Below are 26,066 nucleotides of genomic sequence, written 5' to 3'. Positions count from 1 at the left end.
GTCTAGAGACCCGGCGGTATTACACCTACTGCCAATACAGATTGGTGCCCCCTATATGGCGGTGACACATACTCTCTATCGTAGCGAAGCGGGACAGTCGGGTAGACAGGAGTGTCGAATTTTACGTGTCAGTGGATAGTGGGGTCGTCACTCGTCCGAGTCGGGTCTTCCCGGAACAGACTCATCGTAAAGGTGACAGGCCGTCGGATGAACCGAACTCGTGTTCGCTCCGGAAAGCGGCGGGTTCTTGCGCTCGCAGACGCTCTCGTACTCCTCTCGAAGACACATTGCAGCGGCCTCCCAGTCCGTCGTAGCGAGTTCGGACAGAGCCTCCTCGACGACAGCGTCGTGGGCCGGCGGTAGTTCACGGTCGAGCAGACGCTCTTTCAGCGCCGCGACGAACTCGTCGACTTCTTCGTCGGGTAACGATCCGTTCTCGAACTCGAACCGGTCGTCGTCGCCGACCGTCTCGAGTGAGACGTCCCGAGTTTCGATTCGCTCGCGCACGTTCATCAGATCACGGAAGCGTTCCTGATCGAGGTCGCTTTCCGCCGGTGGGATCACCGTTGGACAGCGCGTTCGAAACCGACAGCCGCTGGGTGGACTTCGCGGAGACGGAACGTCGCCGGATAGCGTCTCTACGTCGCGGTCTTTCTCGGCGGTCGACGCACGTGGAACGCTGTCGAGCAAGGCTTGCGTGTACGGATGCGCTGGCATCTCGAACATCTCTTCGACCGGCCCGATTTCGACGATCTCGCCGAGATACATCACCGCGACCCGGTCACATATATGCCGGACCACTGAGAGGTCGTGGCTGATCAGCAGGTACGTCAGGTCAAACTCCTCTTGAAGGTCTGCAAGCAGGTTCAGCACCTGTGCCTGAACAGAGACGTCGAGCGCGCTCGTTGGCTCGTCGAGCACCAGAAACCCCGGCTCGAGGGCGAGTGACCGTGCGATCCCGATCCGCTGGCGCTGGCCACCGGAGAACTCGTGGGGGTATCGATCCAACTGGTCGACCGCGAGCCCCACCCGCTCGAGTAGCTCCGTCGCTCGTTTCCGCCGGAGTTCGTTCGGCCCGCGTTCGACCGAGACGTGGACGTCGATTCCGTCGTCTCTGGTCACCTCGACTGTGAGATCCTCTGTGACCTCGGCGACGACGCCGTCCGCGATATCGACGCTGTGGTCGTCCGCGACGTCCCCGGCCGGTCGGGCGCTATCGGCGTCGGGTCGGACGGTCACGTGGGCCGTCGCGACGCCGTCCGTTGGGCTTACCAGTTTGTCGATGTCGTCGGCTGCCGTCGCAGTGACGATCCCGTCCGAGATTCCGTCGGTCCGCACCTCGACCACGGTCTCGACCTCGGGATCGGTCCAGGGCCAGTCGTGGATTTCGAGAGGTTGCGTGACGATCTCTCCGATCGTCATCCGGGGATCGAGACTCGAGAACGGGTCCTGAAAGACGACCTGTGCCTCCCGACGGAACTCGTCGAGGGTCTCTCTCTCGAGGTCGTAAACGCTCCGGCCGTCGAATCGAACGTCGCCATCGCTGGGTTCTTGCAGCCGAAGCAGTGTCTCGCCAGTCGTCGACTTCCCACAGCCCGATTCGCCGACGAGACCGAGCGTCTCTCCCTCGCGGATGTCGAAGCTCACGCCGTCGACCGCCCGGACGGCGACCGGCTCGTCGCCGAGCAGTCGATCGAGCAGCGAATCGTTCTCCCAGAAGTACTTCTGCAGGTCGTCGACGCGAACGAGTGGTTCGTCGGCGTCGTCGGTGCTCATCGGCTCTCACCCCCTGACTCCTCGAGTTGCGGACGGGGTCGATCCTCGTGGCCTCGTTCGCCGCCGGCGGCTGGGTCCTGTTCGTCCCGTGGCCGCCCGGCGTCCGTCCCGAACCAGCCGTCTGGAAGGGCTCTGGACTCGTCGTACTTTCTTTCCGCGAGCACACACCGCACGTCGTGCTCGCCGCTCCCGTCGGCGTCGTACTCGGGTGGACGGTCGAGACACGCCTCCATGGCTCTCGGACAGCGATCGGCGAAGTAACAGCGATCCCCCATCTCGTGATCGAGCAGACTCGGCACGTTGCCCGGGATCGGGTCGAGACGGCCGCCCGCGTCCTCGAGGTCGGGGATCGATCCGAGCAGTCCCACCGTGTAGGGGTGGACGGGGCGATCGAAGACGTCCTCGAGGGTCCCGCGCTCGACGATCTCGCCAGCGTACATCACGCCGACCCGGTCGCACATGCGCGCGATGACGCCGAGGTTGTGCGTAATAAGCAGGATCGTCATCCCGGTCTCTCGCTGGAGGTCGGCGAGCAAGTCGAGCACCTGTGCCTGGATGGTTACGTCCAGTGCCGTCGTCGGCTCGTCGGCAACGAGCACGTCGGGTTCGCCTGCGAGTGCCTGGGCGATCATCGCCCGCTGGAGCATCCCGCCCGAGTACTCGTGGGGGTACTCGTCGGCCCGCTCGACGGGGTCGGGGATGCCGACCAGCTCGAGCAGTTCGATCGCTCGCTCCTTGCTCGCCTCGGTGACGTACTTCTGGGAGGGAAGCATCGTCGACAGCACGAAGTTGCCAAGCGAGTACTCCGCGGACTGGGTTCGAGCCCTGGTCGATCGCGGGTTCGAGCTGGCGCGTTGCTGGACCTCGACTGCTTCGGCGATCTGCTCGCCGACCGTGAGACTCGGGTTGAAGCTGCTCTCGGGGTCCTGGAAGATCATGCTGAAGGTCGTCCCCCGCAGCGAGCGCCGGGTCTCGTCTGGTAGTCGGCGAAGATCGACGAAGTCGCCGTCGACCGCGTCGGGCTGGTCGTCTTCGACCGTCGCCGCTAGCTCCGGGTCGTCGAACCAGATTTCGCCGTCGGTGATCTGGCCGGGCGATTCGATCAGGTCGACGATCGAACGTGCAGTGACGCTTTTGCCGGAGCCGCTCTCGCCGACGATGCCGACCACGTCGCCACGTTCGATCGTCAGGTCGAGATCCTCGACGGCGTTTACCTGTCCCTGTTCGGTGAAAAACCGCGTCGAAAGGCCGTTGATGCGTAGTATCTCGTTAGACATGATTATCCAGCGCCACCTCCTTCACCCTCGATGTTCGGGTCGAGGGAGTCCCGAAACCAGTCACCGAGCAAGTTGATGCTAATCACTGCGAGAACGATCCCGATTCCCGGAACCGTCGAGACCCACCAGGCCGTCCGGAGGTAGTCCTGGCCCTGCTGGATCTCGTACCCCCACGAGAGCGTCGTCCCGGAGAACCCGAGGTAGGACAGCGAACTCTCGAGGAGGATGACTGCCGCGACCTGGATCGTCGCGAGCACGATCACTGGCGTGAGGCTGTTCGGAAAGACGTGTTTTGTCAGTATCTTCCGGTTGCTCGCCCCGAGGCTTTTCGCGGCTTTCACGTACTCTTCGTTGCGTATCGACATGGCTTCGCCGCGTGCGACGCGGGCAAACCAGACCCACGTGACGAGTCCGACGACGATCGTCACCGTCCCGGGTAACACTGTCGACTCGGGCATTCCGTCCGCGAAGCCGGCCATCACGATCGGATCGGGCATCGGTATCGCGAGCGATCCGAAGACGCCGATCAGCGCCAGCGCCAACACGAGCGACGGGAACGCGAGCATCACGTCGGCGACTCGCATCATCGCGTCGTCGATTCGTCCGCCGTAGTAGCCCGAGACCAGTCCGAACGGGACGCCGATGAGGATGGCCAGCCCGGTGCCGAGGATACCGACCATAAGCGACGTGCGAGCGCCGTAGAGCAGTCGGGAGTAGACGTCCTGGCCGACGTTGTTCGTTCCCAGCAGGTGGTCGGTACTGTACTCGACGGTGTAGGTCACGCGCTCGCCGTCTTCCCACTGATGGCCCTCGTCGGTGATCCCGACCGGCGGATACGAGTTTCCGCTCTCGTCGAAGTAGCCGGTCGTGTTCGGGTTGTGCGTCGCAAGCACCGGCGCGAACAGGGCCATCACGAGGATGACAAGCAGAATCACGAGTCCGAGTTTCGCCAGCAGGCTCTGTCGGAACTCCTGTTTGAGATTCGACGTGACACGGTCGGAGATCATTCGTCGATCACCCGCGGGTTGAGTTTCGCATAAATGCCGTCGACGGCAATGTTGATGACGACGTATCCGACGCCGATGAAGATGATGATGCCCTGGATGAGCGGCCAGTCGAGGTTGTTGATCGCGGTGATAAGCCGCATCCCTAGCCCGGGCCAGGAGAAGACCGTCTCCGTGATCACCGCACCCCCGAGCAAGGTTCCGAGTTGCAGGCCGAGAACGGTGATGATGGGAATCATCGTGTTTCGCAGCACGTGTTTGTACCGGACCAACACACCCGGAATTCCTTTCGCTTCGGTCGCCGTCACGTAGGGCTTGCCGTACTCGTCTAGCATCCCACTCCTGGTCAGGCGCGTGATCAGGGCCGTAAAGTACGTTCCGAGCGTGACTGCCGGCAAGAGTATGTGCTGGAACCACGCCAGCAGGTCACCGACGTAAAACGTCGTCAAGAACGTCCACATCGCGGAGTGGAACGCGACCGGGCGACGGCCCGTCGGGAAAAGATCGAACTGGACCCCGAGCAACAGGATCAACATGATCCCGAGCCAGAAGTTTGGGGTACTGATCCCGATTAACGAGAACGTCGTCGCACCGTAGTCGGCGGGTTCGTTTCGCCGGGTGCCGCTGATGACGCCGAGCGGAATCGCGATCACCAGTGCGATGATCGTCGCTGCAATTGCCAGTTCCAGCGTCGCCGGAATTCGTTCGATGACCATCGTCGACACCGGACGACTCGCCTGATACGAGTACCCGAGGTCACCGACGAGAAGTCCCTGGATATAGTCTACGTACTGGACGTACATCGGCTGATCCAGCCCTAACTCCTGTCGAATCCGTTCACGCGTGGCCTGGTCGACCGCCGGATCGACGATGAGATTGACCGGATCACCCGGCGTGATCGCTCGCAACCCGAACAGTACAGTGACGACGCCCCAGACGACGACGATTCCCTGCAACGATCGTTTGAGCAGAAATTTACCGAATGACATTACGAGACGGACGGTAATCCGAAGGCGAGTTCATGAGTTGACAGTTCGATAGGGGGCGGATCGCTCCCGGCCCAGAAGCGGTTGCGACACCGCCGTTCTACGGGTCCATTTCCCAGAGGTAGATGCTCTCGTCGGTCCGTGGCTCCCAGTCGATCTCCTCGCTGACACCGTAGACGCTGTCCTGGGAGTGCAAGAAGACCCACGGTGCCTCCTCGCGAAGGTCGGCGTTGATCTCCTGGAGCATCTCCTCGCGTTCGTCCTCGTCCTCGATCTCCTGGCTCTCGAGAATCCGATCAGAGATGTCCTCGTTCCGTAGCGTCTCCTGGGGAGCTTCCTCGACGAAGAACGGGGCGAGACCGTAGTCGGCGTCGCCCGTGATGACGCCCCAGCCGATGAGGTAAAACGGCATCTCCTCGTAGTCGTAGCCTTCGCTGTTGGCGTCGGAGATGTCCGGGAACGGCACGATGTCGAGTTCACAGTCGACGTTGTCGAGCTGGTTGATATCGTCAGCCGCCGTCTGGGCGACGTCGGCGTCGTTGAGATACCGCCCCTCGGGAGTAGAGAGCGTGATCTCGACACCGTCGTAGCCACTCTCTTCGACTAGTTCTTCTGCACGCTCGAGGTCTTGGGAGTACGTCTCGAGGTCGGGGTTGTGACCGAACACGCCGTCGGGAATCGGCTGGGTCATCGGGTCTGCGAACTCGCCAAGCACCGTGTCGATGATCTCCTCGTTGTCGACGGCGTAGTTCATCGCCTGGCGGAACTCCTGACTGTCGAACGGCTCGACACCGGAGTTCATCACGAGGAAGACGTTCCGGAGACTCGTCTCGTTGCGGATCTCGATGCCGTCGGTTTCGTCGACGTCGACGACGTCGTTGGGGTTTACGTTGTCGACGATGTCAGTCTCGCCGGCCTCGAGAGCGTTCACGCGACCACTTGACTCCTCGTCGGCGTTGAAGACGACTCGCTCGATGTCGGGAACGTCGCCCCAGTACCCCTCGAACGGCTCGAGGACGATCTGGACATCGGGCTCGTACTCGACGACTTCGAACGGACCGGTGCCGTTGAACGCGTCGGCAGAGTCGCCGGCGACCGGCTGTTCCTGGTCTTCGATCCACTCTCGATTGACCGCACGACCGTAGTTGGCGTACTCGTACTCGGCCAGCGACGGTGCAACGCCGTGCTCGAGACGAACGGTCGTGTCGTCGATCGCTTCGGCCTCGTCGATCGCGCCCAGTCCGGCTGCCTGATCGCTTTCGACCCCGAGATCGGGGTCGATCTGGCGGTTGAACGTGTACGCGACGTCTTCGGCCGTCAGCTCCTCGCCGCCGTGAAACTGAACGTCGTTGCGGATCGTGAGTTCGGCTGCACCGTCGCCGGTGTCTTCCCACTCGTCGACGACACGTGACTGGAACTCGAAATCGGGCGTGACGTCGAACAGCGGCTCGTAGACGGCGTCGAGGATGTTGAAATACGGTCCCGTGATATGATCGTTCGGATCTGGATTGTCGATGAGCTCCCCCTGTGTGATGACGAGTTCGTCGGTGTCTCCTCCGTCAGGATCGTCGAGACAACCGGCAAGGCCCGTCAGGCCTGCTGCACCGGCCACTCCGGTAAGCTTCAGCACTGTTCGACGACCATAGTTCGGTTTGTCAGCACCCTGCATGCCTAACAGGCTTGTCAAACAATTATTTATATATTTTGAATCTCATTTTGGCGGTGATTCTTTCCACTCCCCGTCTACTTTCGGAGACGGACGGACGAGCACGGTTCGAGAATCGGCCGTTTTCGATCGCCAGGCCCCATCGTCTGTGGACGCGCCGAGTCGGGAGTGAGACGGACTGCTGTCTCGATGTCCCGGCGCGACCGCAGGCGTGCTCGCGGTCGCGCCGGAAACGACGTACAGCAAACCGTCTGAGAGCGGGAGTCGACCGCCGGGCGATCACTGTCGGAGCCACGAGCCCGATGTGGCCGTCCCGTCGACGGCATCGTCGTGGAGGTGACACGCGACCGGGTGGTCGACGTCGCTGTCCTCGGGGTCCGGGTGTGCACGTTCGCAGACGCTCTCGTACTCCGCACGAAGTCGTTTCTCGGCTGCCTCCCAGTTTGCCGCGGCGAGTTCCCCGAACGCAGCCGCGACGATTTCGTCGTGAGGCGGCGGAAGGTCGCGCTCGAGCAGTCGGTCCGTCAGCGCCGCCACGAACGCCGGCACGTCCTCGTCGGCGACGCCGTCGGCCTCGTCGAATTCGAACCGGCCGTCGCCGCCGACAGTCGCTAGCGAGACATCCCGTCTTTCGATCCGCTGGCGCAGCGTCGTTAGATCCCGGTAGAGGTCCTGTTCGATGTCCAGATCCGCTGGCGGAATGACCATCGGGCACCGCGTCCGGAACCGGCAGCCGCTGGGTGGATCACGCGGCGAGGGAACGTCTCCAGTGAGTGTCTGGCGATCGCGGCGACGCTCGTCGGTCGATGCCCGCGGGACGCTGTCGAGCAGCGCCTGCGTGTACGGGTGGTCCGGGTCCTCGAACAGGTCCGCGGAGGGAGCGATCTCGACAATCTCGCCGAGGTACATCACGGCGACCCGGTCACAGACGTGGCGGACGACCGAGAGATCGTGACTGATCAACAGGTAGGTGAGCCCAAACTCCGTCTGGAGGTCGGCAAGCAGGTTCAATACCTGTGCCTGGACCGAAACGTCGAGTGCCGACGTCGGCTCGTCCAGGACGACGAACTCCGGATCGAGCGCGAGTGCTCGTGCGATGCCGACCCGCTGGCGCTGGCCGCCGGAGAACTCGTGGGGATACCGATCGAGCTGATCGGCGGAGAGTCCGACGCGCTTGAGCAGACCCCGGACGCGATCGTTACGGTCCTCTTTGGTGCCGATGCCGTGGACGTCCAAGGGCTGTCGGACGATGCCGCCGACCGTCATCCGTGGGTCGAGACTCGAGAACGGGTCCTGGAAGACCACCTGTGCCGCTCGCCGGAACTCGTCGAGTGCGGTTCCCTCGAGGGCGTAGACGTTCCGTCCGTCGTACTCGACGCGGCCACCGGTCGGCTCCTGCAGTCGCAGCAGCGTCTCGCCGGTCGTCGACTTCCCACAGCCCGACTCGCCGACGAGACCGAGTGTCTCGCCGCGGTAGACGTCGAAGCTCACGCCGTCGACGGCGCGAACCGGAATCGGCTCCGCTCCCAGCAGCCGATCGAGAATCGAGTCCTGCTCCCAGAAGTACTTCTCGAGGTTCTCGACCCGGACCAGCGGTCGGTCGCGGTCGGCGCTCACTCCGATTCACCTCCCGGAGGCCCCGATCCGTCTCTGGACGGTGCGGATTCGGCCTCCCGTCCCGTCCCCGGTCCGGCTCGGTGTGGTTCTTCCTCCGTGTCGGCGACTGACCGTTCCCACGTCTCGCTCCCGGCCTCGTCCGCGAAGTAGTCTTTCGAGAGCGCTCTGGACTCGGTGTACTCCACCTCGGCGAGATAGCACTTCGTCGCGTGGTCGTCGCTTCCCGCGACGTCGAACTCCGGTGGGTGGTTCAGGCACTCTTCCATGGCTTTCGGACAGCGGTCGGCGAAGTAACAGCGATCCCCCATCTCGTGATCGAGCAGACTCGGCACGTTGCCGGGAATGGGCTGGAGTCGCCCGCCCGAATCCTCGACGGCCGGAATGCTGTCGAGCAACCCCTTCGTGTACGGGTGGACGGGGCGATCGAAGACATCTTCGAGGGTCCCGCGCTCGACGATCTCGCCGGCGTACATCACGCCGACCCGGTCGCACATGCGCGCGATGACACCGAGGTTGTGCGTGATAAGCAGGACCGTCATCCCAGTCTCTCGCTGGAGATCCTCGAGCAGGTCGAGGATCTGTGCCTGGATGGTCACGTCCAGTGCCGTCGTCGGCTCGTCGGCGACGAGCACGTCGGGTTCGCCGGCAAGCGCCTGGGCGATCATCGCCCGCTGGAGCATCCCGCCCGAATACTCGTGGGGATACTCGTCGGCCCGCTCGGCCGGGTCGGGGATGCCGACCAGTTCGAGCAGTTCGATCGCCCGCTCGCGGCTCTCGCCGGTCACGTACTCACTCGAGGGGAGGGCCATCGAGATGGCGTACGAGCCGAACGAGTACTCCGGTCGCCGTGTCCGGGCGCGTCCCGACCGCGGTCGCGCGCTGGCCCGGCGCTGGACTTCGACGGCCTCGGCTACCTGTTCGCCGACCGTGAGACTCGGGTTGAAGCTGCTTTCGGGGTCCTGGAAGATCATGCTGAACGAACGTCCACGCAGTGCCTCGCGGGTCGACGCCGCCACCGACCGGAGTTCGACCGCGGTCCCGTCGACGGCTTCCGGTCGGTCCTCGACGACGGCTTCCGCGAACTCCTCGTTGCGGTACCAGATCTCGCCGTCGGTGATCTCACCCGGCGGCTCGATCAGGTCCATGATCGACCGGGCGGTGACGGACTTGCCCGACCCCGACTCGCCGACGATACCGAACACCTCGCCGCGCTCGAGTCGGACGTCGATCCCGTGGACGGCGTTGACCTGTCCCTCGGCGGTGAAAAACTGAGTCGAGAGGTCCTCGACGCGGAGGACGTCCTCGCTCGCGTCAGGCACCTCGCTCACCTCCTTCGATGTTCGGATCGAGCGCGTCGCGAAACCAGTCACCCAGCAGGTTGACGCCGATCACGGCCAGCATGATCCCGATCCCGGGCACGATCGACACCCAAGGACGCGTCCGCAACACGTCCTGGCCGCGCTCGATCTCGTACCCCCACGACAGGGTCGTTCCGGAGAAGCCGAGATACGCAAGCGACGCCTCGAGCAGGATGATCACTGCCACCTGAATCGTCGCCAGCACGATGATCGGCGTAAGGCTATTCGGCAGCACGTGTTTGAGCAGGATCTGGGTGTCACTCATTCCGAAGCTCTTGCTCGCCTTGACGTACTCCTGGTTGCGAAGCGACAGCGCCTCGCCGCGGGCGACCCGGGCGAACCACACCCAGATCACCAGCGCCCCGACGACGGTGACCGATCCTGGAATCGGAATCTGCTCCGGCATCCCGTCGGCGAGCCCAGCCTGGACGACCGGATCGGGGACGAATACGGGTGACGTGCCGAACACGCCGATCAACGCCAGCGCGAGGACGAGCGCCGGAAACGCCAGCATTACGTCCGCGATCCGCATCAACCCGTCGTCGATTCGGCCGCCGTAGTACCCCGACACGAGTCCGATCGGGACGCCGATCAGCAACGCCAACGCGGTCGCCAGCAGGCCGACCAGTATCGAGACGCGTGCGCCGTAGACGAATCGGGAGTAGACATCTTGCCCGACGTTGTTCGTCCCGAGGACGTGTTCGGACGACGATTCGACGGTTACTTCGCCGAACTCGCCCTCCTGGGCGACCGTCGTGGAGTACTCGTAACCGATCGGCGGATACTCCGTTCCTTCCTCGGTGTAGTAGCCGGTTCGGGTCGGATCGTGCGTGGCCAACACCGGCGCGAAGATGGCCATAACAACCATGCTTACCAGCAAGAGCAGTCCGAGCTTCGGAAGCAAACTCTCGGTGAACGTCTCCGTCAGGTTCGACCTGGTTCGGTCCGAGATCATTCTTCTCTCACCCGTGGGTTCAGAGACGCGTAGAGCCCGTCGACGACGATGTTGATTACGACGAACGCGGCGGCGATGAACAGGATGATCCCCTGCATCAGCGGCCAGTCGCGAGCGTGCAACGCGTCGACCAGCCGGAGGCCGAGGCCGGGCCAGTTGAAGACCGTCTCGGTGATGACGGCACCGCCCATCAGCGTCCCCATCTGGAGTCCGAGGACGGTGATGATCGGGATCATCGTGTTCCGAAGTACGTGCTTGTACCTGACGAGAACGTCCGGCAACCCTTTCGCCCGCGTCGCGGTGACGTAGGGCTTCCCGAGCTCGTCGATCATCCCGCTTCGCGTGAGACGCGTGATCAGCGCCGTAAAGTACGTCCCGAGCGTGAGCGCCGGCAGCGTGATGTACCGCAACCAGAGACCGAGTTCCGAGATCGAACCGGTCGCCACCAGCGCGTAGACGGCTTCGTGAAAGCTGACGGCGCGGCGACCGGTCGGAAAGAGTCCGACCCAAACTCCAAGCACCAGGATCAGCATCAGTCCGAGCCAGAAGTTTGGTGTACTGATTCCGAGCAGCGAGAACAGCGTCGCACCGTAGTCCGACGGCTGGTTGCGTCTGGTCGCCGAAATCACGCCCAGCGGGATTGCGATGACGATCGCGACGATCGTCGCTGCCACCGCCAGCTCGACCGTCGCAGGAATACGCTCGATGACCATCGTCTCGACTTCCCGACTCGACTGCCAGGAGTAGCCGAAGTCACCGACGAACAGCCCCTGGAGGTAGTCGAGATACTGGACGTAGATCGGCTCGTCGAGCCCTTCCTGTTCCCGTACGTGTTCGATGAGGTCCTGGGTGGCACCCTCCTCGAGCATCAGGGTCACTGGATCGCCCGGCGATATCGCTCGCAGGCCGAACAGGATCGTGACGACACCCCAGAGGACGAAGACGCCCTGGAGAATCCGTCGTGTGAGGAACTTTGCAAGAGACACTCCGGGTCGTCACCCCCTCGATTCGGCCGCTCGGTCGGTGATCGGTCTCCCCACGTCTCGAATCGCTCTTGTCGGTGTTTGGATCGATCGTGGCACGTTTTTTACGCGTAGTGGATGGAGTCGTCGACCCGGGGGCCAAACGACGAACGCGATAGCGCCACGCTCACGTCTCCATCTCCCAGGCGTAGATCGTCTCGTCCTCGCGGGGCTCCCACTGGATCGACTGGTCGACGCCATAGATACTCTCCTGGGTGTGCAGGAAGACGAACGGTGCCTTCCCGTGGGCCAACTCGTTGACCTCCTGTAACGCCTCCTCGCGCTCGTCGGGGTCCTCGATCTGCTGGCTCTCGAGGATCGCATCGCTGAGTTCCTCGTCGTCGAACGTCCGGTTCGGGTTGTCCGGGATCGTAAAGAACCCGGAGACGCCGTAGTCGGTGTCGCCGGTGATGACGCCCCAGCCGATCATGTAGAAGTGAATGTCGATCTCGTCGGGATCGACGCCGGCCTGGTTCGCGTCGGAGACGACGCCGAAGTCGACGACGTTTACGTTACAGTCGACGTTGTCGAGTTGGTCGATCATGTCGCCGGCCGTCTCGCCGATTGCCGCGTCGTTGAGGTAGCGCCCGGACGGCACGTAGAGTTCGATCTCGACGCCACCGTAGCCGCTCTCTTCGACCAGGCTCTCGGCCGTGCCGATATCCTGCTCGTAGGGCTCGATGTCTGGGTTGAAGCCGAAGACGCCGGGTGACACCGGCTGCCCGCGGGGTTCGCCGAAGCCGGCGAGAATCGTGTCGACGATCTCCTCGTTGTCGACGGCGTAGTTCATCGCCTGCCGGAACTCCTGGCTGTCGAAGGGTTCGACCGTGTTCTTCATCGGCAGGAAGATGCTCCGGAAGCTCGTCACGTTCCGGATCTCGGCGTCCGGTGTCTCTTCGACGATCGGAACGTCTTCCGGCAGGATATTTATCGCTAGCTCACTCTCCCCGGTTTCGACCGCCGCCACCCGACTGGCGGCTTCGCTCGCCGCGTTGAACGTGATCCGCTCGAAGGGAACGTCCTCGCCCCAGTAGTCGTCGAATCGCTCGACGACGATCTCCTCGCCGGGTGTAAACTCGACGACCTCGTAGGGCCCGGTGCCGTTGAAGTCCTCAGGAGCAGCGCCCGAGATAGCCTCGCCCGGCTCGTCGGCGTCGTGGTTCTCGATCGCCCAGTCGCGGTTGATCGCACGGGTGTAGTTCCCGAACTCGAACTCCGCGAGTCCCGGGGAGGCCCCGTAGCTGATCTCGAGGACGTACTCGTCGACTGCCTCCGCACCCTCGATCGAGCCCAGGCCGAAGGTACCGATCGGGCTCGCGACGCCGATGTCGGGATCGACCGTCCGGTCGATCGTCCAGGCGACGTCTTCGGCCGTCAGTTCGTCGCCGTTGTGGAAGACGACGTCGTCCCGCAACTCGACGCGGGTCGTCCCGTCGCCCTGGGGTTCCCACTCTTCGGCGACCCAGGGGGTGACACCCACCTCCGGTTCGAACTCGAAGAGCGGCTCGTAGACGTGATCGTACACGTCGAAGTAGTCGCCGGTGATGTGATCGAGCGGATCGATCGTGTCCGGAAACTCGGACAGCGTGAACGTCACGTCGTCCAGTTCTTGCAACCGACCGCTCACAGTTCCGGTCGAGGCGACTCCCGCGACGGCTGCGGCACCTGTGTACCGGAGAATCGAGCGACGACTTACCTGTGATTTGGTATCATCAGTCATACAACTTCCGTGAAAGGGAGAGCGATAATATACGTTACGCTCTTGTGTAGCACTTTGTTGATCTCATAGCGTCGCTTTGATAGCGTGTTTGAGCGCTTCTCTCCCTGGTTTCCGCAGTAGCTTTCGTCGAAGTTGGAACGCTCGGAGATACTGTGTGAGCTTGTCTTTTGAGATGCCTCGATGAGGCGAGAGCCACGGTCGCAGCAGCGATCCGTGGCTCTCGCAGGTGTTGACGTGTACGTTTTCGTTGGCGTATTCGCCGTCGCCGTGGACGACGTATTCGCGGTCGAATGCGTCGTCCTCGGCCAGTGGATCGTAGGCACGAAATCCGTCAGTGTAGACGGTCAGTGGCTCCTTCTGACGGTTTTCGAGAAGGAGCCGAATCGTCGATTCGTCGGCTGATTTCGCTGGGATCACGTATCGGTCGCCGGTGCCACGATCGACGATCGTGAACACCGGCGGTTTGTCCTGCTCGTACGTTCCTCGCCCACGCGTGGACAGGCCACGCGAGCGCGACTCTTGGTCGCGCTCGCGGCCTTTCAGCCCTGCAGAAACGTAGACTTCATCGATTTCGACCGGTCCGACAAGGTCAAGCGAAGGTGCATCAAGCGCCTTCGTGAAGCGCTCGACGCGCTGATAGATCGTTTTGTACTGGACGTCGATCTCTATCTGAAGTTGACGAAGACTCGTGTTAAACCGGAGAAACGCGTAAATCGAGAACAGCCACTTTCTGAGTGCGACTTTCGAATGGGCGAAGATTGTGCCGGTCTTGTCGTTGAACGTGCGGTCGCAATTCTTACAGAGATAGCGCTGAAAGTGCCCATAGCTACCGTTCTTGACCGTCAGGTCAGAACGGCAGCGAGGGCAAGTAACACCGTTACGCCAGCGAACCTGCTCTAACAGGTCCGCTGCGACCGATTCCGACCCAAACACATCTAGCGGGATCATGCCTAACGGACACCGCTGACGCGGTGTCCTTGCTCTCTTCGATTCTACAGCGACAGCTGAGCAGTATCAACAATCTCCTACAGAAGAGCGTATACGTTATTGATAGTTAGGAACGAAAGATACGAATAGTGTACTTTTGGACTACGACATAGTGGGATTACCGTACGGGCAGCCTCCTGTTGAGTACGCCCCAGCTACAGACCACAGAGTTGATACGTCACGAGGCCACGAGGTGACCGAGAAGTGACTGGGGCGAACGGTGTCGGTCTAGAGTAGTCCGATATTGTCGCGTGGAATCGGTTCGGGCCGACGACCGCGTCGATCTGTATCGATTCGAACCGACCCGACTCCCGACTGGAAATCGGTCGTTCATGATGGCGTATGCCACCGCAGCCATCTGTCAGGTGACGTGCCGTAAGGAAACGGTGGGTATCGTTCCCAGCGTCGCGTTCTGGATGTGGGTCCCGCCGATGTTCTCCGAACGCTGCCGTTGTTCACGGCTGACCGTAACTACCGCCGACTCCCTGCCAGAATCGCACATCCCCTCGACTTGCGGTTACAGAGTCCGAAACGGCCGTTGGCCCTTTGTACCGCCCACACCGAAAGTACTGCTTCTCATCCGCGCAATTGGTGGAGTTACTTTTCCGGGAATTGAAGACGCGGTACGAACTGGATGAGCTCGATACGACGAAGGAGCATGTCGTCGAAATTCTGTTGTACGCGGCGTTGCTGTCGTTGCTGGCTAGTCGTGAGTCGCTCGATCTGGCCACCGAACAGGCGAACGATGGGATAGCTGCCGTTTCTGACCGTCAGACCAGAACGGCAGCGAGGACACTCAACACCATCACGCCAGCGAACCTGTTGCAGCAGGTCCGCTGAGCCGATTCCGACACGAATCGGCTCACAGGAAACATATCGGGCACCGCTGACGCGCCCCTTCTCTCTTCGACTCTCAGTCGCAGCTCTCGCCATCAACAATCTCCTACGCAAGACCGATGCTACAAACTGAACACGACCGCGCAATTCCGCCGAAGGTTTAAATCGTCTTGGCAGCGTAGTGGAACCATGGCCGCTCACGGCCGGTCCGCATTGCGGGACCTGTTCGACGAGTCGCCCACGCCGCATATCGCCCATCCTCCCCGGACTCACCACCGCGACTTCTACGTCGCCACCGACGGGTCATTCCGGGAGTCGGGTGGCGGTCTGGGGGCCGTTATCGAAACGCGTGACGGCACCCGCGTCGCACGCATCGCGACCGCGGATACGCCGCCGGACAACAACGTCGCCGAGTACCGAGCACTTCACCTCGGCCTCGACGTCCTCGCGGCGCGTGCGCCTCGAGACGCCCGCGTCGGCCTGCTCGTCGACCATGACGCACTCGCGAGCAACGTCAACAACGCCGTCCTCGCCACCGCCCACCCCGACTGGAAGCCACCCCAGCCGCTCTCGGTTCCGGCGGCCACTCGCAACCACTGGCGAGGGATTCGCGCCCGCCTCAGTGGATTCGAAGAAATCCGGGCGGCACGCATCGACAGCGACCAGAATCCAGCGCATCCACTCGCAAACGAACCGGGTCGATACGACCACCTCGAAGGCGAGCCTGTCCGCTGTGTACTCCCCGATCCGCCCGAACCCGAGCCGACGGCGGCGACCGAGTTCCCGCCGCCGTCTCGAGCCGACCGCAACAGCGAAAGCGGCGGTCGTGTCTCGGATTAGCGCGTAATCGCCACCGTTATTTTCTCGCTCCAGCGAGTCGTTTTCGATGAGTCTTCGCGTCGCCGTCGCCGCACCCTTCAGCCAGCACGGGACAGACTGCCTCGAGGAAGGTGAGTTCGTCGTTGCGCTCTCGCTGGATCGTGACTGGTTCTCGCCAGACCAGGCCAAACGCCTGATCGACGTCGCCACCCAGGAGGGACTGCTCGAGCGGGAGGGCGACGACCTCGTCGCGACCTTCGACCACTCCGAGATGACGGTCCCGGAGGAGTTCGTCCCCGACGAGGAGATTCTCCGCGAACGCTCCGCATTCGAACGCGTGCTGGACGCGCTGGTCGCCGAAGGAATGGAGAAACACGAGGCAGTCGGCGCGATCAATGGTCTCCAAGAAGAGCTTGGACTGACGATCGAGGCGGCCGCGGTCGTCTACGCGCGCCGCGAAGGGATCGACGTCTCGGACCTCGCACCGATCGCAAACGACGCACTCGAAACGGAGTGACTGATACGGGTGCTGTACCGACCCTCCAGTGCAACCGCTTCGGGTCACGGATGCACCGGCAACGACTAATACGGACTGCTGTCCCGATGTCCCGGCGCGACCCCAGGAGTTCGCGGTCGCGCCGGCACTGACTGACAGCAAACCGTCTGACAGAAACCAGTCCAAAGCCTGCACGACGACCCGAAGAGAGTTACTGTCGTGACTGTCGAGAGAGAACATGGTCGACGAACGGATCACGGACGGGAAACGAATCGCCCAGTTGCTCTCCTCGGAACTTGACGGCCGCGACGACGGCACGCTCGAGTCGGTCGCCGTAACGAACGCCGACACCGACGTCGAGCCGACCGTAGACGGCGACCGAGTTTACGACGTGGAACTGGCGTCGGACGGCGATGTCACGCGCATCGCTCGTGTGTTCGCACACGAGGATCGTGCTCGAGTCGAGCTCGAGACCAGCCAGGAACGTGCAGTCGAAGAGGCCGAGAGACTCGAGTTGCGAACCCGCCTAAAAGCGAGCCAGCCGCCACGGACGCTGCTGTTCGTCGAGAGCGGTGCGGCGGTAAAGCGGGCGACTGACGTGGTCCGGGCGGTCGTTCGCGGCGAATTGGACTGACCGTTACTCGTTACTCGAACGCTACGACGGTTTCGGATACTGCGGTCGTGCTCTCGTCCTGTTCGATGCAGGTGACGGCCCAGGAGCCGAGGTCGTCGGTTTCGAGTTCGCCAGTTACGACGGCCGCGTCGAAGACGGCCGCTCGGGTCCACGTCTCGGGGTTTGGGAGTCGGTCGTCGACGTTCGGGTCTACGTCTCGCGGGTGGGGCTCCGGTCGTGGGCTGTCGGGGACTCCTCGCGGTCACGGCAGCGGACTGCGCGTGCGTCACTACTCCTCGAGAACGTCTTCGGCCTGGTCCGAGTGGGCTCGAACCCACAACTCACCGATCCGGGAAAGTCGAGTCCGGTAGGACTTGCCGTGTTCTTCGCGCTCGATGTATCCCTTGCCGCCGGGTCCGAGTCGGTCGACGTTGTAGATCACCTTCGAGCGGAAGCTGTCGGTGTACTCTTCGTTGAGTTCGCGAGCCAGCGACGCCGCCAGTTCGGAGACGGAGTCGAACTCGCCGTCCTCGCCGAGTTTGAACAGGATGAGTTCCTCGAACGGTTTGACGTTCGAGAACGAAGTGACGGGAAGTTCGACGATGTGGCTGCCGCCGATTTCTTTGGCACCGATCGTCGATCCACGCTCGTCGAACTCCGCCAGCAGGTCCCGGGCACTCTCGAGGCGACGACCGACCCTGTCGTCGTCGATCTCGCCTTCCTGGAGGTCGGAGAGCAGGCCGATTCCTTTTCGCAACTCTTCGGCGAGTTCCGTCTCGAGGTACTTTTCGGGTGCCGTGTAGTAGGTATGGATCGCGTTGCGGTCTTCCTCGCGTTCGACCATCAGAGAGTTTGCCGCCGTTGCGAAGGCGAAACTGACCGTGCGGGGCATCGCGGCGACGTTAACCCAGACCTCGTTGCCGTCCTCGAGTTCGGCGGTGATGAGGCTGTAGGCCTGCTCGAACGCCTCGTCGTAGTCGTAGACATCTTCCAGGACGAACCGTTCCGTCTCGGCCCCGAGCAGGTTCTGGAAGTCCGTCTCGAGTTTCTCCGAGAGGTGTCGAGAGTACTCGACGTTGGCCTCGCTGCCGACGGCTCCTTCGAGCAGGATGACGCTGTCGACGTCGATCTGATCGCGGACCAGCGGCGCGATCAACCGGTCGTAGTCGAAGCCGACCGGGACGATGTGGGTCTGCATGCCTGGTACGTGGTCGTGGTGCTTATAAAAAACCAGTCTTGTATCGCTGGTTCGAACGTCTGATACGGATTATTGTACCGATTTGCCGGCACACACGCGTCCGGGGCATCCGTTCTAGCCATCCGTTCTAGCTTAGTGACCGACTGAGACGAAGATCACGCCGAAATTACGTCGAGTCTGACCACAATCACACCGAGATCACTGCTGTTCCGGCAGACCAGCTACTGTTCGACCATCTCTCCCGTCGAAGGCGGCGCACTCGCGGTCGTGAGTGCGCCGCCGTTCCAAAGCCGTCGCTGATCAGGCCGGGCGATCCAGACCGTCTCGTCAGGCGAGTTTTCTACCAGAACTCGCCTGACTCTACCTGTTCACGTAACCTCGGACGATGTGGATTTGGATCTCGTGACGACCACAGCAACACCGAATCAAGGTCTGGTAGTTCGTACCCCAGATCAAGCATCAGGTACAACTGGATCAGGTGCGCGTGCCGTTCGACGGCGTGTGAACAGCGTCGTCGAGGGAGGCGCGTCGACGACGCCTCGGCGTCGTCGGCGCAGTCTCGCTGTTTTGCGTCCAGTTTCTGGAGTTCGTCGACAATAACTCGGCTCATCAGCAACGAGAGTGCTGCCATGATGATCAGCGCCTCGATGATGTAGGCGTCGGTCGTGTTGATCTCGTCAAGGCCAAACCGCGATTTCAGTTCTTTGAACAGCAGTTCGATCTCCCAGCGCGCCCGATAGAGCTGTGCGATATCGGGCGCGCGGTAGTCGTCTCTGTCCAGATTCGTCAGGTACAGATGATACTCGCCGCTGTCGTCGTTGCGAACGCCGACTAATCGGAAGGTTCGGGTCGCGCTGGCGCCCGACCCTCGTTTGCGGTCGAACGAGAGCGTGATCTGTACGTCGATTTCCTGTCGCTGCAGGTCGTCCAAGACGGCCTGCAGCGACTGCCCCCCCAGCGGAATGCTGTTCCCGCGCCACGTCCGGAGTTCTTCGACGATTTCGAAGTCAGCGTTATCTTTGACACGGGAGACGAACCAGCCGTCATTGGCGTCAATGCGGTCGAACAGCCAAAAATCGTAGTAGCCGAGATCGAACAGGATGAGGGCGCCAGCTACCCACTCACCGGTGGGTAGCTGGCTCCGTTCGTGGGTGGTTGCGTCGGTTGTCTGGAATCGTGTCGGAAGCCCCGTCGAGAGCGATTCGGTGAGGTGAAGTTTCGCCCCGGCTCGGTCGTCATCGAGTGCATAGACGTCTCTGGCGTCTTGGTAGAGCGAGATGACCGTAGCATCGACGATGAGGACGTCTCGAAATCGTTTGAGACGTCCGGTAAGCTCGGTTTGGCCCGTATCGAGATTCTCGATGGCGTCATCGAGAATCTCTCGAAGGAGTGCAACGAATCCCGGTTTGAACCAGCCGTGAAACGTTGCATACGAGAGTTCGTCACAGTCAGCCATCTCGACGTAGCGTTCGAGAAACGCCTGAATGGATCGATCAGATCCGGCAGCGAAGCCGAGTGAAAGCGTGTAAAACAGGCCGACGACGTCGAGTTTCCGCTCTCGCTGGATGAGATTCGTTGCGCGAGCACGCTCGCGCAACTCATCAGATGGAAACGCTCTTTGAATTCGATTCACAACTACTGAGTCCGGTGGGTTGTACACACTCTCCACCGGATTCTCACATTCCTAGTTACTGACGATTCTAGCTTGGCGTTTCTGGATACCCCGATCTGCTAAACTAGAACGGATGGCAGGGGCGCGTGTAACCGACGATATTTTTGTACGCCCTCTGGCGCTCGAGGCGCTTGTGTGGTGTTGTGAAAAGCGGACGCCGGTTGAAGTCGTCTCGTACATCGTGACGGTTGACTTCGATGTAGTCGGTGAGGACGTGGATCAGGTCTTCGGAGAGCGTCACGTTCCGCACGCCCTTCCGCCCATTCTTGAGTGCCGTTCCCTCTTCTTTCCGATCAACGAACTCGAGCTTGCGCTTTGTCTGATCTAAGTCACCTACATCGAGAGCGACAGCGCCCGAGATCCGGCAGCCGGTTTCCCACAGCGTGTAGAACAATGCGTGTTCTCTCGAGGCATAGCGGTACGTATCGAGGTAGTTGAGTACCTTTTGCGCTCGTTGGAAGGTGATGTGTTCGTGACTGGCTTCGTCGTCTTCGGAGATCGTTGGCACGTCGATCGAGTCAGCGAGTCCGAGCGTTACGAGGCTCGAGGCTTCGCACCAGTTGATGAACGTCTTGATTTTCTTGACGTTGTTGCGGAAGGTGGCGGGTGCGAGATCGTCTTTCTGGCGGTCGAGTTTCCACTGTTCGATGAGGTAGCCGTCTACTTCTTGCATGGATTCGACGGCTTCCGTCTCGAGGAACTGTACGAAGTGTTTGATGGGGTACTCGTAGGCTCGAGCGCTTGATTGCTTGAGGGTAGCTCGCTTGGCTTTCAGGAAGTCTCTACGTGCTTTCCGTGGGTGTACGTGGCGTTCCGTCATGGATCTGTGTGCGGAATCGCCGTCTTCCGTGTGTGACCAGCGCTGGTGTGTCGCGGTCGCACCGTGAGCCACCTATCTGAGATTACGAATCCCTACGAAGGCAAAAGTGGGAACGCCGAGCGTGGTTTGCGAGGCGTGGGTCGGGGGGATTTGTTTCATGAGCCGTCAGGCGAATGAAGGAGTTCAAATCCCTCCGACCCCATCTTCTGTCGCGAATAAGCAGCCATCAATCGGTAGAACGGAGCCAGATAGCGGTTTTGCTGAGATCGTAGCTCAACTCTCTTTTCTCGTCGCGACCAGAACGGAGTCGCTGGTGCGGATCGACGTTCTGTACCGCAACGATTCTTGGTCGTTTGTCAACTCCCGTTGATCGGGCCTCTCGTGGCGAGATTTCGTTTCCGACGTCCCGGTTTCGGCCGATGCGTCGCCAGCCGGGGGCCGTCGAGTCGGCCGTCGCTGGAGGCGGTCGTCCGGAGTTCTTCGAGAAAAGCACCACGGCTCGGGGGTGGGCCCCGAGTGTATCATGATGGATGGTGCCGGGTATCTATGGTGGGCGTTAGCAGCCAAGACACCCGACTACCCATAGGAAAGGGTGTGTAAAGTAACTGAATTTTCAATCAAATATCCCGCAGTTCGCAAAGAATTAAATACGTTTCCCGTGAACATACCGAAAGGTAGGTAAATACTCGAGGTCGATCGTGTCGAGTTTGCTTCCGGGAGACTACCGTGAAGAGAAGCGCTCAGAGACACTTGGATGTCGTCGAGTACATCGACTCGAGCAGGTTAGTCCGCCTCGGCGTCTCGGTCGTCGAAGCGACGATTCAGGAGATAGCCCGTCGCACCGAGCCCAGCGAGTGCGCCGAGTACACCGAAGCCGGGTGATCTATCGGTGTCTGCATCCACGACGTATAGGTTGCCGTTAGCACTGCCGACGAAGACGGAGCTGTCGACGACAGTCGGCGACGAGGCGACAGCGTCATCGGGATCGAAGAGTCCACTACCGGGGCGGAAGCGCCACTGGCCGGCTCCACTCTCGGCGTTCACTGCATAGAGGTTGCCCTCCAGACTCCTGGTCCCGAAGAAGACGGTGTCGTCGGCGACCGTCGGCGACGAGTCGATCCAGTCGTCTGCTTCGAAACGCCACTGTTTGGTACCCGTTTCGGCGTTTACGGCGTACAGATTGGTGTCGTTGCTCCCGACGAAGACGGTGCCGTCGACCACCGTCGGCGACGACTGTACCCGGTCACCAGTTTCGAAATGCCACTGTTCGGCACCCGTTTCGGCGTCTACGGCGTACAGAGTGGCGTCGTTGCTCCCGACGAAGACGGTGCCGTCGGCCACTGTCGGCGACGATTGGACAGCCTCGTCGGTGTCGAAACCCCACCGTTCGGTACCCGTTTCGGCGTCTACGGCGTACAGAGTGGCGTCGTTGCTCCCGACGAAGACGGTGCCGTCGGCCACTGTCGGCGACGATTGGACAGCCTCGTCGGTGTCGAAACCCCACCGTTCGGTACCTGTCTCGGCGTTTACGGCGTACAGAGTGGCGTCGTTGCTCCCGACGAAGACGGTGCCGTCGGCTACTGTCGGCGACGAATCGACCTGGGCATCGGTTTCGAAGTGCCACCGTTCGGTGCCTGTCTCGGTATCCACTGCGTACAGATTGCCGTCCCAACTTCCGACGAAGACGGTGCCGTCGACCACCGCCGGCGACGAGGTGACGCGGTCGTCGGTTCCGAACCGCCACTGTTCAGTACCCGTTTCGGCGTCCATCGCGTAGAGATTGCCGTTCCAACTTCCGGCGAAGACGGTGCCGTCGACCACGGCTGGCGACGACTGGATCGGCCGGTCGGCTTCAAGCCCCCCCTGTTCCTCCCAGTCAACTATGTCGTCCCCGGCTGTCGAAATCGAGAAACCGGCAAACCAGACGATCCCAGCACCCGCCAGCTTCAGGATCGTCCGCCGATAGAATCTCTTCTCCCCCATATGCCTACGTGTTATCTAAATCTGGAATAACGTTCTGGCCCAGGAGCGGTTCGGGGCCCGGCCTGCCGGCCGGTGCGTTAGCTGAATTGAGGCGCTAAACCCTCTCCCGCAGCGAGCGAAGCGAGCAGGGAGAGAAGACAGCGTTCACAAGAGCAGGCCCTTGGACAGCCAAACAGAAGCGCTCGCGGTTCTGAGGACGTCCCCAGAATTCGGAGATTTCTGGTGTGTGAACGAGACACGTCGTGTCTCGCCGACGCCGCTCGTTTTGCATCCACTCTACTACAGCAGACCCACAGACCCACGTTCCCCAAGAGTTACCCACACGAGTGAACGTAATGCACAGGTGACCTCCTCCTCACCGTAAACGGCGAGGCTTCCCACGGCACCGCACCGCTGGGTTGGGATATTTGCTGGTCGCTCATGGGTAGAGGATTGTTGGTCAGCCCGCAGCAGTAGCTGAAAGTCGTGGCGGGCAAGGGTGGCGCGTTCGCGCCACCCGACGAAAGCATGATTCCACTCAAGACGTTCGTCTCGGAGCGTCGCGCCAGCGAACCTGCTCCGACAGGTTCGCTGGCGTGACGGCGTCTATTGCCCACGCTGCCGTGCCGAATCCGCGATTCGGTACGGCAGCTATCGGGTGTTTCAGCGATATCGCTGTAAGAATTGCGACCGCACGTTCACCGATCAGACCGGCACCGTCTTTGAACACTCAGCGGTCGAACTCAGGAAGTGGTTTCTCGCCGTCTACACCTACATCCGCTTCAACACCAGTCTTCGGCAGTTAGACGTAGAGATTGATGTCTCCTACAAAACAGTGTACCGGCGCGTCCAGCGCTTCCTGCGAGCGCTGGACGCGCCTCAGCCACAACTCGAAGGACCAGTCGAGATTGACGAACTGTACGTGAAAGCCGGACTCAAAGGCCGCGAGCGCGACCGTCCGTCGCGCTCGCGTGGCCTATCCACGCGCGGAAGAGGATCGTACGAACAGGACAAGCTACCCGTGTTCATTCTGGCTGATCGCGGCACTGGCGACCGCTACGTGATCCCAGCGAAAGCCGCTGATGAATCGACGATTCGACTCCTCCTTGCTGACCGTAAAGAGGAGTCGCTCACGGTCTATACCGACGGCTTTCGAGCGTACGAACCGCTTGATGAGGACGACGCATTCGACCGCGAATACGTCGTCCACGGCGACGGCGAATACGCCGACGGAGACGTTCACGTCAATACCTGCGAGAGCCACGGATCGCTGGCGCGATCCTGGCTCTCGCCCCATCGAGGCGTCTCCAAGGACAAGCTCACGCCGTATCTCCGAGCCTTCCAGCTCCGTCGCCGCGTGTATCGAAAACCGGGAAAAGAAGCGCTGAAAACCATCCTCAAAACTGCGCTATGAGTCACCAACAATCTCCGCCACAAGAGCGATAGCGAATGTTTCGCAAGATCCAACGGTCCAGGTTGACTATGATCCCGAGCAAGTCTTATCGATAAATATGCTCGTCCATTTGGACGGAACAATCGAATGCAGTCGCACCCCGAACACCCTGACGGGTGTCGGGGTGCACTCGTTCTCCCAAACCTGATCACAATCCACGTCTACGGTTTCTCTGAGCAGGTTTGCGAGTTACATAGTCACTTCTCGCCACCACCTGCTCGTTCCTCAAACTCTCATCCAGACAGTGCCTGCGAAGCGAATTCTTCGATCAGCCACACTATCCAGCGGCGACGATGGTCGGAGTCAGTGAACTCCTGTACGAAGACATGCTGGTCGAAATCGAAACCGAGGCCGAAATTCCGGACGACGAGTGGGAAGTCGACGTTATCGACGGCACGAGTTGACTATCCGATCGGACGTAACCGACTCCGCCTTCGACCGTCTTCCTTCAATTTTCCTCCGTACCGGTATCGGTATAGGCACGCCGACCCACACCGCGAGCATGAACGTCACCATCTCCCCCTCGAGCGTCCGAGGGACGGTTCGGGCACCACCGTCGAAGAGCTACACCCACCGGGCGATCCTGGCGGCCGGGTACGCCGACGGCGCGACCGTTCAGAACGCCCTCTGGAGCGCCGACACGCGAGCGACCGCCGCCGCCGTCGACCTGTTCGGTGGAGAGGTCGAGCGTCTCGAGGACGCCACTCTCGAGATCGAGGGGTTCGACGGCCGCCCGGACGTCCCTGCGGACATCGTAAACTGCGAGAACAGCGGGACGACGATGCGACTCGTCACTGCGGCAGCGGCGCTTGCCGACGGCACCGCCGTCCTCACGGGTGACGAATCGCTTCGCTCGCGTCCACAGGGCCCGCTGCTCGAGGCCATCGCCGACCTCGGCGGCGAAGCCTACAGCACCCGCCGGAACGGCCAGGCACCGCTTGTCGTGACGGGACCGATCGCCGGCACCGGGGTCTCGATCCCGGGTGACGTCTCCTCGCAGTACATCACGGCGTTGCTGATGGCCGGCGCAGTCACCGACGAGGGGATCGAGATCGGCCTCGAGACGGAACTCAAATCCGCGCCGTACGTCGACATCACGCTCGAGGTGCTCGAGGCGTTCGGCGTCGAGGCCCGCCACACCGACGACGGCTTCGCAGTCGACGGCGGCCAGTCCTATTCGCCCGAAGGCCGCGAGTACGCCGTCCCTGGGGACTTCTCGTCGATCTCGTACCCGCTGGCAGCGGGCGCGATCGCGAGCGACGAGGGGCTCCGGATCGAGGGTGCACAGCCGAGCGCACAGGGCGATACCGCCATCGTCGATGTCGTCGAGCGGATGGGTGCCGGCGTCGACTGGGACCGCGAGACCGGAACGATCGAGGTCTCGGCGGGGTCTCTCGAGGGAATCGAGGTTTCCGTCGAGGACACGCCGGACCTGTTGCCGACGATCGCCACGTTGGGCGCGGTCGCTGACGGCGACACCTACATCAGGAACGCCGAGCACGTCCGCTACAAGGAGACCGATCGCGTAAACGCGATGGCCGAGGAGCTAGGAAAACTGGGCGTCGAGACGACCGAGGAGCAGGACTCGCTGACGATCCACGGGAGCGACTCGATGCTCGAGGGCGCGACGGTCGACGGCTGTGACGACCACCGGATTATCATGGCACTCGCTCTCGCCGGCCTCGTCGCCGACGGCGAGACGACGATCCGAGGAGCGGATCACGTCGACGTCTCCTTCCCCGGCTTCTTCGAGACGCTCGAGGGTGCAGGAGTCGGCCTCGAGCGCGAAGAGGCGTAGCTCGGCGTTCGCCGGAACGATTCTCGTCCC

Annotated in this window: 19 protein-coding genes and 4 pseudogenes; 6 read left to right on the top strand and 17 right to left on the bottom strand. The window is 61.8% G+C overall.

What is annotated here, in order from left to right; all coding sequences use genetic code 11:
- Positions 1-147: 147 nt before the first annotated feature.
- The 11 genes from NATGR_RS18145 to NATGR_RS18095 form a co-directional block, all read right to left on the bottom strand.
- Complete coding sequence (locus NATGR_RS18145; RefSeq protein WP_005580617.1) at positions 148-1,776, bottom strand: ABC transporter ATP-binding protein; 1,629 nt, start codon at positions 1,774-1,776, stop codon at positions 148-150.
- Complete coding sequence (locus tag NATGR_RS18140) at positions 1,773-3,053, bottom strand: ABC transporter ATP-binding protein (RefSeq protein WP_005580616.1); 1,281 nt, start codon at positions 3,051-3,053, stop codon at positions 1,773-1,775. Before NATGR_RS18140 ends, NATGR_RS18145 begins: the two co-directional genes overlap by 4 nt.
- A 2-nt stretch (positions 3,054-3,055) precedes the next feature.
- Positions 3,056-4,060, bottom strand: a complete 1,005-nt coding sequence (locus NATGR_RS18135) for an ABC transporter permease (RefSeq protein WP_005580615.1) — start codon at positions 4,058-4,060, stop codon at positions 3,056-3,058.
- Entirely contained in the window at positions 4,057-5,046 is a 990-nt protein-coding gene (locus NATGR_RS18130; protein WP_005580614.1) for an ABC transporter permease, read from the bottom strand. Before NATGR_RS18130 ends, NATGR_RS18135 begins: the two co-directional genes overlap by 4 nt.
- A 97-nt stretch (positions 5,047-5,143) precedes the next feature.
- Positions 5,144-6,712, bottom strand: coding sequence for an ABC transporter substrate-binding protein (locus NATGR_RS18125; RefSeq protein WP_015233910.1), 1,569 nt, complete (start codon positions 6,710-6,712; stop codon positions 5,144-5,146).
- A gap of 276 nt (positions 6,713-6,988) precedes the next feature.
- On the bottom strand, positions 6,989-8,326 hold the full coding sequence (locus tag NATGR_RS18120; protein ID WP_005580612.1) for an ABC transporter ATP-binding protein: 1,338 nt from the start codon (positions 8,324-8,326) through the stop codon (positions 6,989-6,991).
- Complete coding sequence (locus tag NATGR_RS18115) at positions 8,323-9,654, bottom strand: ABC transporter ATP-binding protein (RefSeq protein WP_005580611.1); 1,332 nt, start codon at positions 9,652-9,654, stop codon at positions 8,323-8,325. The genes NATGR_RS18120 and NATGR_RS18115 overlap by 4 nt, the downstream gene beginning before the upstream one ends.
- Positions 9,638-10,639: an ABC transporter permease gene (locus NATGR_RS18110; protein WP_005580609.1), complete on the bottom strand. Its 1,002-nt coding sequence runs from the start codon at positions 10,637-10,639 to the stop codon at positions 9,638-9,640. The genes NATGR_RS18115 and NATGR_RS18110 overlap by 17 nt, the downstream gene beginning before the upstream one ends.
- Entirely contained in the window at positions 10,636-11,625 is a 990-nt protein-coding gene (locus NATGR_RS18105; RefSeq protein WP_005580608.1) for an ABC transporter permease, read from the bottom strand. Before NATGR_RS18105 ends, NATGR_RS18110 begins: the two co-directional genes overlap by 4 nt.
- A 163-nt stretch (positions 11,626-11,788) precedes the next feature.
- Positions 11,789-13,381, bottom strand: coding sequence for an ABC transporter substrate-binding protein (locus NATGR_RS18100; protein ID WP_015233908.1), 1,593 nt, complete (start codon positions 13,379-13,381; stop codon positions 11,789-11,791).
- Positions 13,382-13,444: 63 nt separating this feature from the next.
- Complete coding sequence (locus tag NATGR_RS18095; protein ID WP_015233210.1) at positions 13,445-14,329, bottom strand: IS1595 family transposase; 885 nt, start codon at positions 14,327-14,329, stop codon at positions 13,445-13,447.
- Between the two features lie 630 nt (positions 14,330-14,959).
- Between NATGR_RS18095 and NATGR_RS19775 the strand changes: the two are divergent.
- Positions 14,960-15,151: pseudogene (locus NATGR_RS19775) on the top strand (IS4 family transposase); the annotation flags it as partial.
- Here NATGR_RS19775 and NATGR_RS19770 read toward each other — a convergent pair.
- A pseudogene (locus tag NATGR_RS19770) lies at positions 15,119-15,243 on the bottom strand (transposase); the annotation flags it as partial. The pseudogenes NATGR_RS19775 and NATGR_RS19770 overlap by 33 nt on opposite strands.
- A gap of 151 nt (positions 15,244-15,394) precedes the next feature.
- Here NATGR_RS19770 and NATGR_RS18085 point away from each other — a divergent pair.
- The 3 genes from NATGR_RS18085 to NATGR_RS18075 all read left to right on the top strand — a co-directional run bounded on the left by NATGR_RS18085 (position 15,395) and on the right by NATGR_RS18075 (position 17,154).
- Positions 15,395-16,045, top strand: coding sequence for a ribonuclease H family protein (locus NATGR_RS18085; RefSeq protein WP_005580334.1), 651 nt, complete (start codon positions 15,395-15,397; stop codon positions 16,043-16,045).
- A gap of 46 nt (positions 16,046-16,091) precedes the next feature.
- Positions 16,092-16,541 carry a DUF2240 family protein gene (locus tag NATGR_RS18080; protein ID WP_005580332.1) on the top strand — a complete coding sequence of 150 codons (450 nt, stop codon included), beginning with the start codon at positions 16,092-16,094 and terminating at the stop codon, positions 16,539-16,541.
- A 217-nt stretch (positions 16,542-16,758) separates the two neighbouring features.
- Positions 16,759-17,154, top strand: a complete 396-nt coding sequence (locus tag NATGR_RS18075) for a hypothetical protein (protein WP_005580331.1) — start codon at positions 16,759-16,761, stop codon at positions 17,152-17,154.
- A 268-nt stretch (positions 17,155-17,422) separates the two neighbouring features.
- On the opposite strand, the gene NATGR_RS18070 is transcribed toward NATGR_RS18075, so the two are convergent.
- From NATGR_RS18070 to NATGR_RS18050, 4 genes are all read right to left on the bottom strand, one after another.
- A complete protein-coding gene (locus NATGR_RS18070; RefSeq protein ID WP_005580330.1) occupies positions 17,423-18,331 on the bottom strand; it encodes an HFX_2341 family transcriptional regulator in 909 nt (302 codons plus the stop codon).
- Positions 18,332-18,671: 340 nt separating this feature from the next.
- A complete protein-coding gene (locus NATGR_RS18065) occupies positions 18,672-20,000 on the bottom strand; it encodes an IS4 family transposase (RefSeq protein ID WP_049887825.1) in 1,329 nt (442 codons plus the stop codon).
- Positions 20,001-20,067: 67 nt separating this feature from the next.
- Positions 20,068-20,823 carry a tyrosine-type recombinase/integrase gene (locus NATGR_RS18060; RefSeq protein ID WP_005580328.1) on the bottom strand — a complete coding sequence of 252 codons (756 nt, stop codon included), beginning with the start codon at positions 20,821-20,823 and terminating at the stop codon, positions 20,068-20,070.
- Between the two features lie 783 nt (positions 20,824-21,606).
- Positions 21,607-22,806, bottom strand: coding sequence for an outer membrane protein assembly factor BamB family protein (locus NATGR_RS18050; RefSeq protein WP_015233906.1), 1,200 nt, complete (start codon positions 22,804-22,806; stop codon positions 21,607-21,609).
- Positions 22,807-23,313: 507 nt separating this feature from the next.
- On the opposite strand from NATGR_RS18050, the pseudogene NATGR_RS18045 reads away from it, so the two are divergent.
- Positions 23,314-24,199: pseudogene (locus tag NATGR_RS18045) on the top strand (IS1595-like element ISNagr6 family transposase).
- Between the two features lie 120 nt (positions 24,200-24,319).
- On the opposite strand, the pseudogene NATGR_RS19765 reads toward NATGR_RS18045, so the two are convergent.
- A pseudogene (locus NATGR_RS19765) lies at positions 24,320-24,418 on the bottom strand (IS6 family transposase); the annotation flags it as partial.
- A 322-nt stretch (positions 24,419-24,740) separates the two neighbouring features.
- On the opposite strand from NATGR_RS19765, the gene aroA reads away from it, so the two are divergent.
- Complete coding sequence (gene aroA / locus NATGR_RS18040; protein ID WP_015233904.1) at positions 24,741-26,036, top strand: 3-phosphoshikimate 1-carboxyvinyltransferase; 1,296 nt, start codon at positions 24,741-24,743, stop codon at positions 26,034-26,036.
- The last annotated feature ends 30 nt before the right edge of the window (positions 26,037-26,066 follow it).

Source organism: Natronobacterium gregoryi SP2, assembly GCF_000230715.2.
In the GTDB taxonomy this organism is placed as follows: domain Archaea; phylum Halobacteriota; class Halobacteria; order Halobacteriales; family Natrialbaceae; genus Natronobacterium; species Natronobacterium gregoryi.
The sequence above is the reverse complement of the archived record's forward strand: the minus strand, read 5'-3'. Positions and strand labels throughout refer to the sequence as shown.

Excerpts from the sequence above, each read along its gene's own strand:
- NATGR_RS18145 (WP_005580617.1), bottom strand. The coding sequence starts at position 1,776 with ATGAGCACCGACGACGCCGACGAACCACTCGTTCGCGTCGACGACCTG.
- NATGR_RS18140 (WP_005580616.1), bottom strand. The coding sequence starts at position 3,053 with ATGTCTAACGAGATACTACGCATCAACGGCCTTTCGACGCGGTTTTTC.
- NATGR_RS18135 (WP_005580615.1), bottom strand. The coding sequence starts at position 4,060 with ATGATCTCCGACCGTGTCACGTCGAATCTCAAACAGGAGTTCCGACAG.
- NATGR_RS18130 (WP_005580614.1), bottom strand. The coding sequence starts at position 5,046 with ATGTCATTCGGTAAATTTCTGCTCAAACGATCGTTGCAGGGAATCGTC.
- NATGR_RS18125 (WP_015233910.1), bottom strand. The coding sequence starts at position 6,712 with ATGCAGGGTGCTGACAAACCGAACTATGGTCGTCGAACAGTGCTGAAG.
- NATGR_RS18110 (WP_005580609.1), bottom strand. The coding sequence starts at position 10,639 with ATGATCTCGGACCGAACCAGGTCGAACCTGACGGAGACGTTCACCGAG.
- NATGR_RS18100 (WP_015233908.1), bottom strand. The coding sequence starts at position 13,381 with ATGACTGATGATACCAAATCACAGGTAAGTCGTCGCTCGATTCTCCGG.
- NATGR_RS18095 (WP_015233210.1), bottom strand. The coding sequence starts at position 14,329 with ATGATCCCGCTAGATGTGTTTGGGTCGGAATCGGTCGCAGCGGACCTG.
- NATGR_RS18085 (WP_005580334.1), top strand. The coding sequence starts at position 15,395 with ATGGCCGCTCACGGCCGGTCCGCATTGCGGGACCTGTTCGACGAGTCG.
- NATGR_RS18080 (WP_005580332.1), top strand. The coding sequence starts at position 16,092 with ATGAGTCTTCGCGTCGCCGTCGCCGCACCCTTCAGCCAGCACGGGACA.
- NATGR_RS18075 (WP_005580331.1), top strand. The coding sequence starts at position 16,759 with ATGGTCGACGAACGGATCACGGACGGGAAACGAATCGCCCAGTTGCTC.
- NATGR_RS18070 (WP_005580330.1), bottom strand. The coding sequence starts at position 18,331 with ATGCAGACCCACATCGTCCCGGTCGGCTTCGACTACGACCGGTTGATC.
- NATGR_RS18060 (WP_005580328.1), bottom strand. The coding sequence starts at position 20,823 with ATGACGGAACGCCACGTACACCCACGGAAAGCACGTAGAGACTTCCTG.
- NATGR_RS18050 (WP_015233906.1), bottom strand. The coding sequence starts at position 22,806 with ATGGGGGAGAAGAGATTCTATCGGCGGACGATCCTGAAGCTGGCGGGT.
- aroA (WP_015233904.1), top strand. The coding sequence starts at position 24,741 with ATGAACGTCACCATCTCCCCCTCGAGCGTCCGAGGGACGGTTCGGGCA.